The sequence below is a fragment of the Pseudomonas sp. AM8 genome, assembly GCF_036346475.1.
Taxonomy (GTDB): Bacteria; Pseudomonadota; Gammaproteobacteria; order Pseudomonadales; family Pseudomonadaceae; genus Aquipseudomonas; species Aquipseudomonas marginalis.
In genome coordinates this window covers 492,342-507,274 of sequence record NZ_JAOTNX010000002.1, presented here as the reverse complement: position 1 = coordinate 507,274, position 14,933 = coordinate 492,342, and the positions used below count along the sequence as shown (strand labels likewise).

The following is a 14,933-nucleotide window of genomic DNA, read 5'->3' as shown; positions in this document are numbered from 1 at the left end:
TAGGAGCGAGCTTGCTCGCGAAAATCGTCAACGATAACGCGCCCATCCTGAATGCACGCGGTGTTTTTGAGTTATTCGCGAGCAAGCTCGCTCCTACGGGTTTTGTATCAGCTCCAAATGCCTTTGCTGGTTAGCCGCGCTCGATCATGCCCGGCATCAAACGCCTGCAACGGCCCCTTCGGCACGATCGCCGTCGGGTTGATGGTGCGGTGGCTCCCATAGTAATGCCCCTTGATGTGTGTGAAATCCACCGTCTCGGCCACGCCCGGCCACTGATACATCTCCCTCAGCCAATTCGACAGGTTCGAATAATCGGCAATCCGCCGCAGATTGCATTTGAAGTGGCTGTAATACACCGCATCAAAACGAATCAGCGTGGTGAACAAGCGCACATCCGCCTCGGTCAGGTACTCGCCGGCCAGGTAGCGATGGTCGCCCAGGTGCTGCTCCAGGTGATCCAGTTCGGCAAACACATCATCAAACGCGCTTTCATACGCTTTTTGTGAGGTGGCAAAGCCTGCGCGGTACACGCCATTGTTCACGGCCGGGTAGATCCGCTCGTTGAGCCCATCGATGGTCGCGCGCAGCGGCTCAGGGTAGAAGTCCAGGGTGTTGCCGGTCAGGCCGTTGAACGCGCTGTTGAACATGCGGATGATCTCTGCCGATTCATTGCTGACGATGCGGTTGAGCTGCTTGTCCCACAGCACCGGCACGGTGACGCGGCCGGTGTAGTCGGCGGTGTCGGCGGTATAGCGCTGGTGCATGAATTCGAAACCATCGAGCTTATCGCCGGTGGAGCCGTGGGCCTTGTCGAAGGTCCAGCCGTTTTCCAGCATCAGCCAGCTGACCACGGACACGTCGATCACGCTTTCCAGGCTCTTGAGCTTGCGCAGGATCAGGGTGCGGTGGGCCCAGGGGCAGGCCAGGGACACATAAAGGTGATAACGACCGGCCTCGGCCTTGAAGCCGCCTTCGCCGCTGGGCCCCGGCTGGCCATCGGCGGTCACCCAGTGCCGGCGCTGGGCCTGTTCGCGCTGGAAAGCGCCATCTGCGCTACTTTCGTACCACTGGTCTTTCCAGTGTCCTTCGATCAGCAAACCCATGACTGGCTCCTTGGCTAATAAGCGTTGGAGCCCAGTCTAAAGGGATGAGTTCGAACTAAAAGCGCAAAGACCGGGCGTGAATGATCGATTAAATCGATTTGTCCCGTGCATCCCAGTATTGCCGGGCTAATTCGAACGCCTGTTCCCGTGGGTGGCCGAGGCCGCGCAAGGCCAGGGCCATGGTGGCGATCAGCGCCAGTTGCGGGTAGCTGTCTTCTACGTCGCCGCGCCACACGGCCTTCAAGTGATCAGGCTCCAGGGTTGCCGGCTTGACGTGGCGCTGGTCGGAGAGGGCAGGCCATTCTTCATCCCAGCTTTCGCCACCGGTGGTGCCATAGAGGTGGCTGATCGTGTCGGGGTTGATCTCGACTTCGCCGCCGTCGCCCTTGACCACGATCACATGATCGCCAAGCAGGCCGCTGGCATCGCGGTGCACGCCCTGGTAACCGGGGTGGAAAATGCTTTGCAGGCCGCAGCGCGCATTCAGCGGGTTGAGCAGGCGCGCCAGGGAGTGGATCGGCGAGCGCAGGCCGAGGGTGTTGCGCAGGTCGATCATGCGTTGCAGTTGCGGCGCCCAATCGCCCAGCGGGATAAACGCCAGGTTGCCTTGTTCAAACGCGGTCCCGACCTGCTGCCAATTACGGCACAGCGGGATGTGCAGGGTTTGCAGCAATTGTTCGGTGTACAGCCGGCCCGCCGTGTGTGCGCCGCCGCCGTGCATGAGGATGCGCACGCCATGTTGCGCCAGGCACTTGGCCGCCAGCAGGAACCACGGCAGGTGGCGCTTCTTGCCGGCGTAGGTCGGCCAGTCGACATCCACATTCAGTGCCGGGGCGTTCAAGCGTTCACGCACGGCTTCGGTAAAGCCGGCGAGTTCTTCCGGGCTTTCTTCCTTGTGGCGCAGCAGCATCAGGAAGGCGCCGAGCTGGGTGTCTTCGACTTTTTCGTCGAGCAGCATGCCCATGGCTTCGCGGGCCTCTTCGCGGGTGAGGTTGCGCGCGCCGCGCTTGCCTTTGCCCAGGATGCGCACGAACTGCGCAAACGGATGCTCGGCAGGGGTTTCAAGGGTCAGTGGGGCAAAGTCGGTCATAAGCAATTCGTCGGCCGGGGCAGGCCCGCCAGCTTGGCGGCGAGTTTGGCGGGAGTGCCGTTGAACAGTGTGTTGAGGTGCAGGCTGTTGCCCTTTTGCGGGCCGAGCTTCAAGGCGGTGTACTTGATCAGCGGGCGCGTGGCGGGGGACAGCTGGAATTCGGCGTAGAACTGGCGCAGCAGTTCGAGGATCTGCCAATGATCCGGGGTCAACACCAGGGCCTCGGCGGCGGCCAGGGCATCGGCCACCTCAGGGGACCATTCGTTCAGGTCGACGAGGTAACCGTCCTTGTCCAGCTCGAGGGTGCGCGCGCCTACGGTCAGGGTGTTCATAGCCAGGTGTTGACCTTGCTGTAGTCGAGCGACAGCTGCACGAAACCCGGGTAGTCCACGCTGTCAGCCCAGTCCGGCAGCGGCAGATTGCGCGCCTGCATGTCTTCCGCCAGCACGAACACCTTCACGCCCTTGGTGCGCAGGGCCGGGTCGTGCAGCCCGTAGGCGCCATCGCCGCAGAGCAGGATCGCATCCTCGGCGCCACAGATGCGCAGGCAACTGGCGAGGCGGCTATCGGTAAAAGGAGAGTGAGATACCACATGTAAAGTCGACATCAGAGGGTTATCACCTGGTCGTAACGGTCAATCAGCCTGGAGATCGCTTCGCTGTCCAGTGACTGGGCATTGGCCGGCTGCGTCAGCCCGCGCTCACCCAGGCTATGGCGGCAGGCGAACACCTCATCGATGCCGAACAGGCCCAAGGCCTGCAGATTGGCGCTGAGGTCTTTTTGCTGCACGGCCTTGGCGTCCTGGTGCGGCGCCAGTTGGAACACGCCGTCATCCATGAACAGCACGCCGATCGGCAGATCAAACGCGCCCCCGGCCAGCACGATATCCAGCGCTTCGCGCGCGCTCGGCCCGGACCAGGGCGCCTGGCGGCTGATCACTAACAAGGATTTGGACATGTCACGGCCCTCCAAAACAGATCAGGCGGTCGGCGGCCTGGGCGGCGTCGTGCAATTGCCCCAGGCCCGACAACGCCCAGGGCGCATCCAGGTTGGCCGCGCTGCGTTGATAGCGCGTGGCTTCCTCGGCATTCAGCACGCCACGACGCAAGGCGGCAGCGATGCACACCACGCCGTCGAGTTGATGCGCATTGACCAACTCGCGCCATTGGCGGGCGACGTCCTGCTCATCCTGGGGCGCAACGAGGGTGTTGGAGGCGTTGTAGACGCCGTCCTGATAGAAGAACAGCCGCACAATCTCATGCCCGCCGGCCAGTACTGCCTGGGCGAACAGCAGGGCGCGACGCGAGGAGGGCGCGTGGGCGGCGGAAAACACTGCAATCGCAAACTTCATGGAACACTCTGCAAGCAAACGTGGGGCAATGATAAAGCCGCCGCCACGAAAAAGCCCGCCATGATCAAAACGGTCACCCTCGATGATCGTTCTGACGATTGCCGGTAGGCGCCAGGCTGCCTAGTCTGTGGGAATCCGAAACCCAAATGGAGTCTCCATGTCAGGTCCCTTGGCGTCCCTCAAAGTGCTGGATTTTTCCACCTTGCTGCCCGGCCCGTTTGCTTCCTTGATGCTGGCGGACATGGGCGCCGAGGTGCTGCGCATCGAGTCCCCTACGCGCATGGACCTGCTGCGGGTGCTGCCGCCCCATGACCGGGGGACTTCGGCCAGTCATGCCTATCTCAATCGCAACAAACGCAGCCTGGCGCTGGATTTGAAGCAGGCCCAGGCGCTGGAGATCGTGCGCGAACTGGTCAAGGACTACGACATTGTCCTCGAACAATTCCGCCCCGGCGTGATGGAACGCCTGGGTCTGGGGTACGAGGCGCTGAAGGCGATCAACCCGCGGCTGATTTATGTGTCGATCACCGGGTATGGCCAGACCGGGCCCTATAAGGACCGCGCCGGGCATGACATCAACTACCTGGCGCTGGCCGGGGTCGCCAGTTACACCGGGCGCCGGGACAGCGGGCCACTGCCCTTGGGCGTGCAGTTGGCGGACGTGGGCGGCGGTTCGCTGCATGCGGTGGTGGGGCTGCTGGCGGCCGTTATCGCCCGGCAGCAGAGCGGGGTCGGCCAATACCTGGATGTCAGCATGACCGATTGCTCGTTCAGCCTGAACGCCATGGCCGGCGCGGGTTACCTGGCGTGTGGTGTGGAGCCTGAGCGGGAGGGCCATGTGCTCAATGGCGGGAGTTTCTACGATTACTACCGCTCCCGAGATGGGCGCTGGATGTCGGTCGGCAGCCTGGAACCGGCTTTCATGCAGCAGTTGTGTGAAGCGTTGGGCCGCCCGGAGTTGGCCGCGCAGGGCTTGAAGCCTGAGCAGCAGCCGGCGCTTAAGCAGGCCTTGCAGGTGGAGTTCGAGAAGCGCAGTTTCGAGCAATTGTGCGAGCTGTTTACCGGGGTGGATGCCTGCGTGGAGCCGGTGCTGACGCTCAGCGAAGCCGTGGCCCATCCGCAGTTGAAGGCGCGGGCGCTGGTCAGCCAGGTGCCCAGGGGCGATGGCTCGAGCCAGGCGCAGATAGCCTGCCCGTTGAAGTTTTCGGAAGGGTTGCCAGCGCCCCGGCACATTGGCGTCGCCGTGGGTGCGCACAGTGATGAAGTGTTGGCGGAGCTGGGCTTGAGCCCCCAGCGCATCAGCGAGCTGCGCAGCTCCAAGGTGATTATGTAGTGGCTGGGCGGACGCTATCGGGAGCAAGCCCCCTCCCACATTAGGCCTGTGAATACGATCAAAATGTGGGAGGGGGCTTGCTCCCGATGAGGCCTTTATTCCACTCTGGTTTCGCCGGTAAACACCAATGTCTGCCGACAGCGCCGACACAGGTACCGCCGCCCCTGAGCCACCATGCCATGGCGTTGCGACGAAAACGGAAAGTCACTGTCGGCACACGGGCAACGATAAATATAGCGGGTTACCTGGCGACGCTTCACGGCATAGGTGTGGCAGCGGTCCGGCGGCAGTTCATAGACCCCACGCATGATCAGTTGCCATTCCTCGCCATGGGGCTGGATGCGTTCGCCGAACAATTGGTGGGCAATCAGGTGCGCCACCTCATGGGCCACGGTCTGTTTCAGGAAGTGTTGGCTGTTTTCTCGGTACAACTGTGGGTTGAAGCGCAGCAGGTTCTCGTGCAAATGCGCGACACCGGCCTTCTGGCCCCGCAGCTTGAGGCTGACCTGGGGGCGTTTGAAGCTTCGTTTGAAAAAGGATTCGGCTTGCAGGAAACAATCTTCGACGCGGGTATTGAGTTGCTCGGGCATGCTGTACATATCTCCAGAGGCGTCCAGTATGCCGCAAAGCGGGGTGTTTCCGAATCTGTCAGGCGCCGAATGGTCATCCATCACGCACAAAGCCACCTTGCGGTGGCCTTGCCTTTGCCATTGAACGGGTCAGTTCGTGTAGATCGGCCCCACGCCCAGGCCCCAGACGATCACGGTAAACGCCATGATCGCCACCAGCACCACCAGCCCTACGGCCAGTATCGAACTGGAAAACAGGAAGCCTTCATCCGGATCGATGCTCATGAAGGTCGGTACGCCGACATACAGCAGGTACACCGTGTAGCAGATCGCCGCAGTGCCCACCACCATGCCCAGCCACATATGCGGGTAGAGCGCCGCCAGCCCGCCGATAAACAGAGGTGTCGCGGTATAGGTGGCAAACGCCACGCACCGCGCCATGCTGGGGTTGGCGTCGTAGGTGCGGGCCATCCAGTGGATGAACGCGCCCATCACTGCCACGCCGCCGAGCATGGCCGCGTAGGACATGAGAGTCATCCACAGCGCACTTTCCTGGGTCAGCATGACCGGGGAGCGGTTGCCGATGACCCAGCCGACCTGGGTGGTGCCGATAAAAGCCGATACGGCGGGGATCGCCGCGAGAATCAGGGTGTGAGTGAGGTACATGTGGCCGATGCTTTCTTCTTTATCGCCACGAATTTCCCGCCATTCCTGGTCGGGATGGGTAAACAGCCCCACGACGTGATGGATCATGCCAGTCACTCCTGTCGTTATTACCATCGCCCCCCATCGGAGCGCCCACGGGCCAGATGGCCACAAAGGTCTGGATATATGTGTGCGACCTCAAGTCGCAGTATAGGAAGGGATGACCGGAATAACCGTAGGGCCTTTAGAGCAAATTGCGCTGTAAACAGGGGGCCTAATCGCGGCGGGGTCTTTTACTGTTAGCCCTTTAGCTGTTTTTTTTGCGTAAAATACCCGGCTTTTCGTCACACACCTCCAGCGGATCCAAGCGCCATGGGCACTCTTACGGTCAACCAGAACAAACTGCAAAAACGCCTGCGCCGCCTGGCCGGTGAGGCAGTCGCCGATTTCAACATGATCGAGGACGGCGACAAGGTCATGGTCTGCCTCTCCGGCGGCAAAGACAGCTACACCATGCTCGACGTGCTGCTGCACCTGCAAAAGGTCGCGCCGATCAAGTTCGACATCGTTGCGGTCAATATGGACCAGAAACAACCGGGCTTCCCCGAGCACGTGCTGCCGGCCTACCTCAAGGCGCTGGGCGTCGAGTACCACATCGTCGAAAAAGACACCTATTCGGTGGTCAAGGAACTGATCCCTGAAGGCAAGACCACCTGCTCGCTATGCTCGCGCCTGCGCCGTGGCACGCTCTACACCTTTGCCGATGAGATCGGGGCGACCAAGATGGCCCTGGGTCACCACCGCGACGATATTGTCGAGACCTTCTTCCTCAATATGTTCTTCAACGGTTCGCTCAAGGCCATGCCGCCCAAGCTGCGTGCCGATGACGGGCGCAACGTGGTGATCCGCCCGCTGGCGTATTGCAACGAGAAGGACATCCAGGCCTATTCCGACTTCAAGCAATTCCCGATCATCCCGTGCAACCTGTGCGGCTCCCAGGAAAACCTGCAGCGCCAGGTGGTCAAGGACATGCTGGTGGATTGGGAGCGCAAGACCCCCGGGCGTACCGAAAGTATCTTCCGCAGCCTGCAGAACGTGCAGCCGTCGCAATTGGCCGACCGCAACCTGTTCGACTTCACCAGCCTTAAAATCGATGAGAGCGCCGCGCCGCGTTTCGTCAATGTTGTGAACCTCTGAGCTCATTCAACGCTCTGACACACGGCGCTCGCGGGCGCCGTTTTCAATTCCATTGCCAGCATTCAACAGCAGGAGAGGGCATGCGCGATTACAAGTGGCTGCACGAATATTGTCTGAATCGCTTCGGTTCAGCGGCCGAGCTGGACGCCCACCTGCCGGTGCCCAAGACTCCGGCGCAGTTACGCAAGATCAGTGATGATCGCTACCTGTCGACCTTGGCGTTGCGCGTGTTTCGCGCCGGCTTGAAACACAGCGTGGTGGATGCCAAGTGGCCGGCCTTCGAGCAGGTGTTCTTCGGCTTCGACCCGGAAAAAGTCGTGTTGATGGGGGCCGAGCACCTGGAGCGGCTGATGCAGGACGCGCGCATCATCCGTCACCTGGGCAAGCTCAAGAGCGTGCCGCGCAATGCGCAGATGATCCTGGACATCGAGCAGGAAAAAGGCAGCTTCGGCGCATTTATCGCCGACTGGCCGGTGACCGATATCGTCGGGTTATGGAAATACCTGAGCAAGCACGGTCATCAGCTGGGCGGGCTGTCGGCCCCGCGCTTTTTGCGGATGGTGGGCAAGGATACCTTTGTGCCGAGCGATGACGTGGTCGCGGCATTGAATGCGCAGAAGATTGTCGACAAGGCACCCACCAGCCTGCGCGACCTGGCCACGGTGCAGGCTGCGTTCAACCAGTGGCATGCCGAGAGTGGGCGGCCGATGTGCCAGCTGTCGATGATGCTGGCCTATACGGTGAATCACTGACCGGGTTCTAGGGTATGGCCAACCGGCGGTTCAACTGGTGCCGCCAGCGCACATACAGCAGCGCCGTGCAAAACACCGCCAGGCTGGCCAGCATCTCCAGCACCCCGAACCATTGCCGGTTCGGGTCATACGCCGCCAGCGCGCCCTTGATGAAATACAGGTTCACCGCAAAGCACATCCACGAATACCCGCGCGCGCTGCCGATGATCATCCCCGGCGCCAGCACCAGCAGCGGCACCAGTTCGATCAGCAGGATCACCCACGGGCGTGCGCCGTGCAGGTCGGCGACGAACAGGTAGTACCCGCACAACAAACCCACCAGGGCGAAAAACGCCAGCAGGCATAACGCGCGTGCCGCCTTGACCCGTGGCTCCAGCCACGCTTGCGGCGGTAGGACCTTAGGCTTCCTGGCCACGGCCGTTCTCCAGCAGCGTGGCGGTCTTGGCCAGGCGCAGGCCCAGGGCCCGGCACAGGGTGATTTCATGCGGGTCGAGCAGGCGCTTGCCATCCGGCCCGGCATGGTGGCTGGCGCCATACGGCGTGCCGCCGCCCTGGGTGTCGAGCAGCGCCTGTTCGCTGTAGGGCAGGCCAGTGATCAGCATGCCGTGGTGCAGCAGCGGCAGCAGCATCGACATCAGCGTGGTTTCCTGGCCGCCATGCAGGCTGGCGGTGGAGGTGAACACCCCGGCCGGCTTGCCGACCAGCGCACCGGTCAGCCACAGGTTGCTGGTGCCATCGAGGAAGTACTTGAGCGGCGCGGCCATGTTGCCGAAGCGCGTCGGGCTGCCCAGGGCCAGGCCCGAGCAGTTTTTCAAGTCATCGAGGCTGGCGTACAGCGCGCCTTCGTCGGGGATGCTCGGCGCCACGGCTTCGCATTCGGTGGAGATCGCCGGTACGGTGCGCAGCCGCGCTTCCATGCCGCCTTGCTCGATGCCCCGGGCAATCTGCCGAGCCATTTCGCTCACCGAGCCATTGCGGCTGTAATACAACACCAGCACATACGGCGCAGTCACGGCAGGATCTCCAGCACGTTCTCCGGCGGACGGCCAATGATGGCTTTATCGGCGGTTTCCAGGATCGGGCGTTCCATCAGCTTGGGGTGTTCGGCGATCGCGGCGATCAACTGCGCTTCGCTGAGGCTGGCGTCGGCCAGGTTGAGGGCCTTGTATTCGTCTTCGCCGGTGCGCAGCAGTTGGCGGGCGCTGATGCCCAGCTTGGCCAGCAGTGCCTTCAATTGCGCGGCATTCAGCGGGGTTTCCAGGTAACGCACCACGGTGGGGGCGAGGCCTCGGGCTTCCAGCAGTTCGAGCGCACCGCGGGATTTCGAGCAGCGCGGGTTGTGATAAAGCGTCAGATCGGTCATGTGCGGGTCGCATCTTGCGTAAGGTGGCGGGTATTCTACCTGCGCGGCGTCCTGTCCTTAAACCGTAAGAGGCGATAGGTCGCAGCCAACGTTCATTTTTGCGAAGGATTACCCCATGACAAGGCGACTGATCGGTGCATTGGCGATCATCACAACCCTGCTGCTCAGCGGCTGCGGCAATGACTACGGCGTTGACCAATACGGCCAGAAGGTCGCGGCCGAGCGCCTGGACAAACAGTGGCTGGTGGTCAACTACTGGGCGGAATGGTGTGGCCCATGCCGTACGGAAATCCCCGAACTCAACGCCCTGGCAGAACAGTTGAAGGGGCAGGGCGTGGGGGTGTTCGGGGTTAACTTCGACAATGTGCAGGGGGCGGAGCTTAAGGAGGCCAGCGACAAACTGGGGATCAAGTTCACCGTGCTGGCGCAGAACCCGGATGGGATCTTCGATATTCCGCGCAGCGAAGCGTTGCCGGTGACCTACATCATCGATGACAAGGGCAAGGTGCGCGAGCAGTTGATGGGTGAGCAGACGGCGGAAGGGGTGCTGGCCAAGCTCAAGGCCTTGCGCGGCTAGAGTATTGCCCCCGATCAAATGTGGGAGGGGCGGTGCGACGATTCGACTTGCCCCGATAGCGGTGTGTCAGCCGACACACCTGCCAACCATGCCGCCGCCATCGAAGCCTCGCTAAAGCTCGACATCTCCCACAGGGGCCCAGCGGTGCCCACGAGATCTACAGCCGAGCAACTTCCCACCTGCCAACCCATCTCATTATTTAAATCTCACCAACCTGTAGGTCGGTGGAATCAGCCCTCTTCGAGCCATAGGCGAATCGGCTTGCCTTCGGTCGGCCAGAAGCGGGTCTGCTCGATCGGCGAGATGTCCCAGCGCTGTACGCCTTGCAGGGCCTGGAAGAAGCGCTGTTCCTGCTCCATCAGGGCCTCGGCGCAGAGCTTGCGGGTGCTGCCGAGCTTGCCGAAGCTGAGTTTGTCGCCCTCAAGGGTGTACGGCGCGAACCAGTGGTTGCAACCGCCGTTGCCGTAGGCACGCCCATCGGCGCCGAGGGTGACGGTCAGGTGTGCGTAATCCATCAACGGCCGCTCACCAATCCACTCCACCACGTAGCTGTGATCCTGCTTGAGCTTGGCCGCGTCACCGGCGCAGCCACTCAGGGCCGCACCGACGGCGGCGAGCAGAAGCAGGCCTTTCATTGCCCGGCCTTCTGGCATTTCGGGCAACGATGTTTGTCGCCTTCGCTGGCCCAACCCAACTCGGCAATGCGTGCATTGGCGGCCGGTTGCAGCGGCTCCTTGGTCAGCTTGGTTTCCACCGCGAATTCAAACTCCAGCACGGTGTCGCAGCTGTCGCAGTTGACCTTCCAGGTGTGAATCTCCAGCTCGCCGAACTTCGGCCCGCGGGCCATGGCGACCCACTGGCCGGCAGGGCGGATGGAGTAGCGCGCGTCACCTTCGACGGTAAGGCGCATGGACAAGGTTTTACTGCCGCGCAGGGTGACGATCAGCACGTCGTCATGCTTGATCGAGCCACCGTTGCCGGTGACCTGGTAACGGCCCGGCACCAGGGCACGGCATTCGATCAGGGTGTGTTGCGGGCTCAGCAAGCTGAAGCGGAAATCGTGTTCGGCCATGGATCCTCCAAATAGGCGCGGCATCCTATCACGGGTGCCTGCTGATCATGAGCCTGGTATGTGACCGCTGATCATCCTTCGACGAGGTTCTGCGCCCGGCCATCGGCCCATGCCGCAATATTGGCCAATGTGGTGCCGGCAATCGCCGCCAGGGCTTCGCGGGTAAGGAACGCCTGGTGTGCGGTGACGATCACGTTGGGGAAGGTCAGCAGGCGCGCGAGCACGTCGTCCTGCAGGGGCAGGTCGGAGCGGTCCTCGAAAAACAGCTGGGCTTCCTCCTCGTACACATCCAGCCCCAGGTAGCCGAGCTGGCCGTCCTTGAGTGCTTCGATCAGCGCTGGCGTGTCGACCAGGCCACCGCGACCGGTGTTGATCAGCATGGCGCCGGGTTGCATCCGCGCCAGGGAGTGCGCATTGATCAGGTGCTTGCTGTCGGCGGTCAGCGGGCAGTGCAGGCTGATGATCTGGGCCTGGGCCAAGAGCTCCGGCAGGCTCACATAGTCAGCGCCGAGGGCCTGGACCTGGGGGTTGGGGAACGGGTCGTAGGCGAGCAGCCGGCAACCGAAGCCCGCCATGATCCTGGCGAACGTGGCGCCGATCTGGCCGGTGCCGACCACGCCGACGGTCTTGCCCACCAGGTCGAAGCCGGTGAGGCCATGCAGGCTGAAATCGCCGTCGCGGGTGCGGTTGTAGGCGCGATGCAGGCGGCGGTTGAGGGCGAGGATCAGGGCCACCGCGTGTTCGGCGATCGCATGGGGCGAATAGGCCGGGACGCGCACGATGGTCAGGCCCAGACGTTTGGCGGCAGGCAGGTCCACATGGTTGTAGCCGGCCGAACGCAACGCGATCAACCGCGTGCCGCCCTTGGCCAGGTGTTCCAGCACCGGGGCGCTGAGGTCATCGTTGATAAAGGCGCAGACTACCTCGTGGTGTTCGGCCAGGGCGACGGTGTCGAGGTTGAGCCGGGCGGGTTGGAATTGCAGTTCCAGGCCGCGCGGCAAGGGTTCGCCGAGGAAACTGTCGCGGTCGTAGGTCTGGCTGCTGAAAAGAATCACGCGCATCAAAGGCGTCCTTTTTGATGAGTTCAGGCGCTGACCCGCGCTTCACTAGCCAGCCGTGCAATGGCCATGTCCAGCTCGTCCAGCGCGGTCATGGCCTTGGCGTCGTCCTGCTTGAGCAGGGTTTCGGCGCGCTGGCAGGCGGCGCGCAGTTGCGGCACGCCACAGTAGCGGGTGGCGCCGTGCAGACGGTGGACGCGTTCGATCAGGGCCAGGTTGTCCTTGGCCTCGCGGGCGACGTGAATGGCCTGGCGATCGGCTTCCAGGGAGGCCAGCAGCATGGCCAGCATGTCGGCCGCCAGGTCCATCTTGCCGGCGGCCAGGCGCAGGCCTTCCTCGTGGTCCAGCACCGGCAATTGCACCCCGGGGCCCAGGCCTTCGACGGCGCGCTCCGGCACCTGGTTGCGCAGGGCCAGGCCGGTCCATTTCAGCACCACCTGGGCCAGTTGCCGTTCGCTGATGGGTTTGGTCAGGTAGTCGTCCATACCACTTTGCAGCAGGGCGCGCTTTTCGTTGGCCATGGCGTGGGCGGTGAGGGCGACCACCGGCAAGGGCGTGCCATGGCGCTCGCTTTCCCACTGGCGGATCGCCTCGGTGCTCTGGCGTCCGTCCATGCCCGGCATCTGCACGTCCATCAGCACCAGGTCGAAGGTGTCCTGTTTCACCGCGTCGACCGCCGCGTAGCCGCTTTCCACTGCCCGGACCTGCGCGCCCATGTCTTCCAGCAGGGTTTGCACCAACAGCAGGTTTGCCGGGTTGTCGTCGACACACAGCACACGCGGCGCACGGCTGGACAACGGCTCGCCCGGTTCACTGCGGGAGGGCCGCGGGCTGATCAGGTCGGACAGGGCACGGCGCAGCTTGCGGGTACACGCCGGCTTGGCCTGCAACTGGCTGTTGGGGTTGGGTACCGACTCGTTGAACAGCATCTGTTCGGTGGTGGGGCACAGCACCAGCACTTTGCAACCCAGGTGTTCGAGGTCCCACAGGTGCTGGTTGAGGCGCTCGGGCGGAATATCGTTGGCGGTCACGCCGAGTACCGCGAGGTCGATAGCCTGCTCGGTCTGGTGAGCGCTGGTGATGCCGTTGGTCAGGCTTTCCAGGGTATTGAACGGCGTTACTTCCAGGCCACAGTCTTCCAATTGGTGCTGCAGGGCCTGGCGAGCCAGGTCGTGGTTTTCCAGCACCGCTACACGATGGCCCAACAACGGCGCGCAGGGCAGGTCTTCGACGTCGTCGCGGGTCTTGGGCAGGTTCAGGCTGATCCAGAATTCAGAGCCTTCGCCCGGCGTGCTGTCGACGCCGATTTCACCGCCCATTTGTTCGATCAGGCGCTTGGATATCACCAGGCCAAGCCCCGTGCCGCCGGGCTGGCGCGACAGTGAATTGTCGGCCTGGCTGAACGCCTGGAACAACGCCCGCACGTCCTGGCTGGACAGGCCGATGCCGGTGTCCTGCACGCTGATGCGCAGTTGCACGCTGTCTTCCTGCTCGTCCTCGATCATCGCCCGGGCCACGATGGTGCCTTCGCGGGTGAACTTGATCGCATTGCTGATCAGGTTGGTCAGGATCTGCTTGAGCCGCAGCGGGTCGCCCACCAGCGCCAGCGGCGTGTCGCGGTACACCAGGCTGACCAGTTCCAGCTGCTTGGCATGGGCGGCGGGGGCGAGGATGGTGAGGGTGTCTTGCAGCAGATCCCGCAGGTTGAACGGGATGCTGTCGAGCACCAGCTTGCCGGCCTCGATCTTCGAGAAATCGAGGATCTCGTTGATGATGCCCAGCAGGTTGTCGGCGGATTTTTCGATGGTGCCCAGGTAGTCCAGCTGGCGCGGGGTCAGCTCGCTTTTTTGCAGCAGGTGGGTAAAGCCGAGTATGCCGTTGAGCGGCGTACGGATTTCATGGCTCATGTTCGCCAGGAACTCGGACTTGATGCGGCTGGCCTCCAGGGCCTCCTTGCGCGCCAGGTCCAGCTCGATGTTCTGGATCTCGATGGTTTCCAGGTTCTGGCGCACGTCTTCGGTGGCCTGGTCGATGCTGTGCTGCAATTCTTCCCGGGCGTTTTGCAGGGTTTCGGCCATGCGGTTGATGCCCGATGCGAGTTGATCCAGCTCCTGGCTGCCCAAGGGTGGCAGGCGGGTTTCCAGGTTGCCGTCCTTGAGTTGGGCCACCGCTTGCTTGATCAGGCCAATCGGCGCGTTGATCGTACGGCTGATGCGCAAGGCCAGGGCTGCGGTGCAGATCAGGCCGATGGCAATCAGCAGCAGGCTGGCGAACAGGCTGCGATAGCCGCGCAGCAACATGCCGTTGTGGGACAACTCCACCTCGACCCAACCGAGCAGGCGATCGGCTTCATCGGGGATCAAATCGCCCGCCAGGTTGCGATGGCGACCAAACACCGGCAGCAGGTAGCGCGTGGCGTCGTTGCCGGTGCGCTGCAGCAGGTGGGAGCTGTTGCCCACCGGCGGCTGGTTGAGCATGGTCGGGCCGGCGTGGGCCAGGGGCGTGCGGTCCGGCGCGAGGAATGCCACGGTGCGCACGTCCGTCTGTTCCAGGGATTGGGTGGCGATACGCTCCAGCAGGTCGGTGTTCCTGCTGCCCATGGCGGGGGCCACCAGGGGCGCCAGCTGCTCGGCGATCATTTCGCCGCGTTGCAGCAACTGGGCCTGTAACTCCGAGAGCTGCATCCAGGTGAAGTAACCCCCCAACAACAAGGCCATCAGGCTGGTCGGTAATAAGGTCAGCAACAGTACGCGGCCTTTTATCCCCATTCTTTTAAGCACGCCACTCTCCTGCTACCACACTGATATCAATCTTCCGCGCCGG

Annotated in this window: 19 protein-coding genes; 4 read left to right on the top strand and 15 right to left on the bottom strand. The window is 62.7% G+C overall.

The features are described from left to right. Positions 1-107: 107 nt before the first annotated feature. The 6 genes from V3W40_RS07395 to tusD all read right to left on the bottom strand — a co-directional run bounded on the left by V3W40_RS07395 (position 108) and on the right by tusD (position 3,544). Positions 108-1,103, bottom strand: a complete 996-nt coding sequence (locus V3W40_RS07395; protein WP_330214757.1) for a glutathione S-transferase family protein — start codon at positions 1,101-1,103, stop codon at positions 108-110. Between the two features lie 88 nt (positions 1,104-1,191). Continuing rightward, complete coding sequence (locus tag V3W40_RS07390) at positions 1,192-2,193, bottom strand: glycosyl transferase family protein (RefSeq protein WP_065927078.1); 1,002 nt, start codon at positions 2,191-2,193, stop codon at positions 1,192-1,194. After that, positions 2,190-2,525 carry a TusE/DsrC/DsvC family sulfur relay protein gene (locus tag V3W40_RS07385; protein ID WP_065927079.1) on the bottom strand — a complete coding sequence of 112 codons (336 nt, stop codon included), beginning with the start codon at positions 2,523-2,525 and terminating at the stop codon, positions 2,190-2,192. Before V3W40_RS07385 ends, V3W40_RS07390 begins: the two co-directional genes overlap by 4 nt. After that, positions 2,522-2,800 carry a sulfurtransferase complex subunit TusB gene (gene tusB, locus V3W40_RS07380; protein ID WP_065940060.1) on the bottom strand — a complete coding sequence of 93 codons (279 nt, stop codon included), beginning with the start codon at positions 2,798-2,800 and terminating at the stop codon, positions 2,522-2,524. Before tusB ends, V3W40_RS07385 begins: the two co-directional genes overlap by 4 nt. Then, complete coding sequence (gene tusC, locus V3W40_RS07375) at positions 2,800-3,150, bottom strand: sulfurtransferase complex subunit TusC (protein ID WP_027606352.1); 351 nt, start codon at positions 3,148-3,150, stop codon at positions 2,800-2,802. The genes tusB and tusC overlap by 1 nt, the downstream gene beginning before the upstream one ends. 1 nt (position 3,151) lies before the next feature. After that, complete coding sequence (gene tusD / locus V3W40_RS07370) at positions 3,152-3,544, bottom strand: sulfurtransferase complex subunit TusD (protein ID WP_330214756.1); 393 nt, start codon at positions 3,542-3,544, stop codon at positions 3,152-3,154. 157 nt (positions 3,545-3,701) lie between these two features. On the opposite strand from tusD, the gene V3W40_RS07365 reads away from it, so the two are divergent. Beyond that, positions 3,702-4,877: a CaiB/BaiF CoA transferase family protein gene (locus tag V3W40_RS07365; protein ID WP_330214755.1), complete on the top strand. Its 1,176-nt coding sequence runs from the start codon at positions 3,702-3,704 to the stop codon at positions 4,875-4,877. 95 nt (positions 4,878-4,972) lie between these two features. On the opposite strand, the gene V3W40_RS07360 is transcribed toward V3W40_RS07365, so the two are convergent. After that, positions 4,973-5,467, bottom strand: coding sequence for a SprT family zinc-dependent metalloprotease (locus tag V3W40_RS07360; protein ID WP_027606355.1), 495 nt, complete (start codon positions 5,465-5,467; stop codon positions 4,973-4,975). 129 nt (positions 5,468-5,596) lie between these two features. Next, a complete protein-coding gene (locus tag V3W40_RS07355; RefSeq protein WP_027606356.1) occupies positions 5,597-6,199 on the bottom strand; it encodes a Yip1 family protein in 603 nt (200 codons plus the stop codon). 264 nt (positions 6,200-6,463) lie between these two features. On the opposite strand from V3W40_RS07355, the gene ttcA reads away from it, so the two are divergent. Together ttcA and V3W40_RS07345 are read left to right on the top strand one after the other, a co-directional pair. Then, positions 6,464-7,288, top strand: a complete 825-nt coding sequence (ttcA, locus tag V3W40_RS07350; protein ID WP_065948342.1) for a tRNA 2-thiocytidine(32) synthetase TtcA — start codon at positions 6,464-6,466, stop codon at positions 7,286-7,288. A gap of 80 nt (positions 7,289-7,368) precedes the next feature. Further along, entirely contained in the window at positions 7,369-8,040 is a 672-nt protein-coding gene (locus V3W40_RS07345; protein ID WP_065948341.1) for a DNA-3-methyladenine glycosylase I, read from the top strand. A gap of 7 nt (positions 8,041-8,047) precedes the next feature. Here V3W40_RS07345 and V3W40_RS07340 read toward each other — a convergent pair whose 3' ends face one another. From V3W40_RS07340 to arsC, 3 genes are read right to left on the bottom strand one after another with little or no spacing between them, the layout of a single operon-like run. Further along, complete coding sequence (locus tag V3W40_RS07340) at positions 8,048-8,455, bottom strand: DUF2069 domain-containing protein (RefSeq protein WP_330214754.1); 408 nt, start codon at positions 8,453-8,455, stop codon at positions 8,048-8,050. Beyond that, the gene (gene wrbA, locus V3W40_RS07335) at positions 8,439-9,053 is read right to left on the bottom strand and encodes an NAD(P)H:quinone oxidoreductase (protein ID WP_027606360.1); all 615 of its coding nucleotides are present in this window, start codon (positions 9,051-9,053) and stop codon (positions 8,439-8,441) included. Before wrbA ends, V3W40_RS07340 begins: the two co-directional genes overlap by 17 nt. Beyond that, on the bottom strand, positions 9,050-9,403 hold the full coding sequence (gene arsC / locus V3W40_RS07330; protein WP_053128537.1) for an arsenate reductase (glutaredoxin): 354 nt from the start codon (positions 9,401-9,403) through the stop codon (positions 9,050-9,052). The genes wrbA and arsC overlap by 4 nt, the downstream gene beginning before the upstream one ends. Before the next feature lie 115 nt (positions 9,404-9,518). Between arsC and V3W40_RS07325 the strand changes: the two genes are divergently transcribed. Beyond that, entirely contained in the window at positions 9,519-9,980 is a 462-nt protein-coding gene (locus tag V3W40_RS07325) for a TlpA disulfide reductase family protein (RefSeq protein WP_090402869.1), read from the top strand. A gap of 230 nt (positions 9,981-10,210) precedes the next feature. Here V3W40_RS07325 and V3W40_RS07320 read toward each other — a convergent pair whose 3' ends face one another. The 4 genes from V3W40_RS07320 to V3W40_RS07305 all read right to left on the bottom strand — a co-directional run bounded on the left by V3W40_RS07320 (position 10,211) and on the right by V3W40_RS07305 (position 14,890). Continuing rightward, positions 10,211-10,615: an META domain-containing protein gene (locus tag V3W40_RS07320; protein WP_065927086.1), complete on the bottom strand. Its 405-nt coding sequence runs from the start codon at positions 10,613-10,615 to the stop codon at positions 10,211-10,213. Then, a complete protein-coding gene (locus tag V3W40_RS07315) occupies positions 10,612-11,052 on the bottom strand; it encodes a hypothetical protein (protein WP_027607327.1) in 441 nt (146 codons plus the stop codon). The genes V3W40_RS07320 and V3W40_RS07315 overlap by 4 nt, the downstream gene beginning before the upstream one ends. A 71-nt stretch (positions 11,053-11,123) precedes the next feature. Then, positions 11,124-12,113, bottom strand: a complete 990-nt coding sequence (locus tag V3W40_RS07310; protein WP_065940052.1) for a 2-hydroxyacid dehydrogenase — start codon at positions 12,111-12,113, stop codon at positions 11,124-11,126. A gap of 23 nt (positions 12,114-12,136) precedes the next feature. Further along, positions 12,137-14,890: a response regulator gene (locus tag V3W40_RS07305; RefSeq protein WP_065948339.1), complete on the bottom strand. Its 2,754-nt coding sequence runs from the start codon at positions 14,888-14,890 to the stop codon at positions 12,137-12,139. Between the last annotated feature and the right edge of the window lie 43 nt (positions 14,891-14,933).

Bases quoted from the DNA above. Each gene is read 5' to 3' on its own strand.
- V3W40_RS07395 (WP_330214757.1), bottom strand. From the start codon at position 1,103: ATGGGTTTGCTGATCGAAGGACACTGGAAAGACCAGTGGTACGAAAGT.
- V3W40_RS07390 (WP_065927078.1), bottom strand. From the start codon at position 2,193: ATGACCGACTTTGCCCCACTGACCCTTGAAACCCCTGCCGAGCATCCG.
- V3W40_RS07385 (WP_065927079.1), bottom strand. From the start codon at position 2,525: ATGAACACCCTGACCGTAGGCGCGCGCACCCTCGAGCTGGACAAGGAC.
- tusB (WP_065940060.1), bottom strand. From the start codon at position 2,800: ATGTCGACTTTACATGTGGTATCTCACTCTCCTTTTACCGATAGCCGC.
- tusC (WP_027606352.1), bottom strand. From the start codon at position 3,150: ATGTCCAAATCCTTGTTAGTGATCAGCCGCCAGGCGCCCTGGTCCGGG.
- tusD (WP_330214756.1), bottom strand. From the start codon at position 3,544: ATGAAGTTTGCGATTGCAGTGTTTTCCGCCGCCCACGCGCCCTCCTCG.
- V3W40_RS07365 (WP_330214755.1), top strand. From the start codon at position 3,702: ATGTCAGGTCCCTTGGCGTCCCTCAAAGTGCTGGATTTTTCCACCTTG.
- V3W40_RS07360 (WP_027606355.1), bottom strand. From the start codon at position 5,467: ATGCCCGAGCAACTCAATACCCGCGTCGAAGATTGTTTCCTGCAAGCC.
- V3W40_RS07355 (WP_027606356.1), bottom strand. From the start codon at position 6,199: ATGATCCATCACGTCGTGGGGCTGTTTACCCATCCCGACCAGGAATGG.
- ttcA (WP_065948342.1), top strand. From the start codon at position 6,464: ATGGGCACTCTTACGGTCAACCAGAACAAACTGCAAAAACGCCTGCGC.
- V3W40_RS07345 (WP_065948341.1), top strand. From the start codon at position 7,369: ATGCGCGATTACAAGTGGCTGCACGAATATTGTCTGAATCGCTTCGGT.
- arsC (WP_053128537.1), bottom strand. From the start codon at position 9,403: ATGACCGATCTGACGCTTTATCACAACCCGCGCTGCTCGAAATCCCGC.
- V3W40_RS07325 (WP_090402869.1), top strand. From the start codon at position 9,519: ATGACAAGGCGACTGATCGGTGCATTGGCGATCATCACAACCCTGCTG.
- V3W40_RS07320 (WP_065927086.1), bottom strand. From the start codon at position 10,615: ATGAAAGGCCTGCTTCTGCTCGCCGCCGTCGGTGCGGCCCTGAGTGGC.
- V3W40_RS07315 (WP_027607327.1), bottom strand. From the start codon at position 11,052: ATGGCCGAACACGATTTCCGCTTCAGCTTGCTGAGCCCGCAACACACC.
- V3W40_RS07310 (WP_065940052.1), bottom strand. From the start codon at position 12,113: ATGCGCGTGATTCTTTTCAGCAGCCAGACCTACGACCGCGACAGTTTC.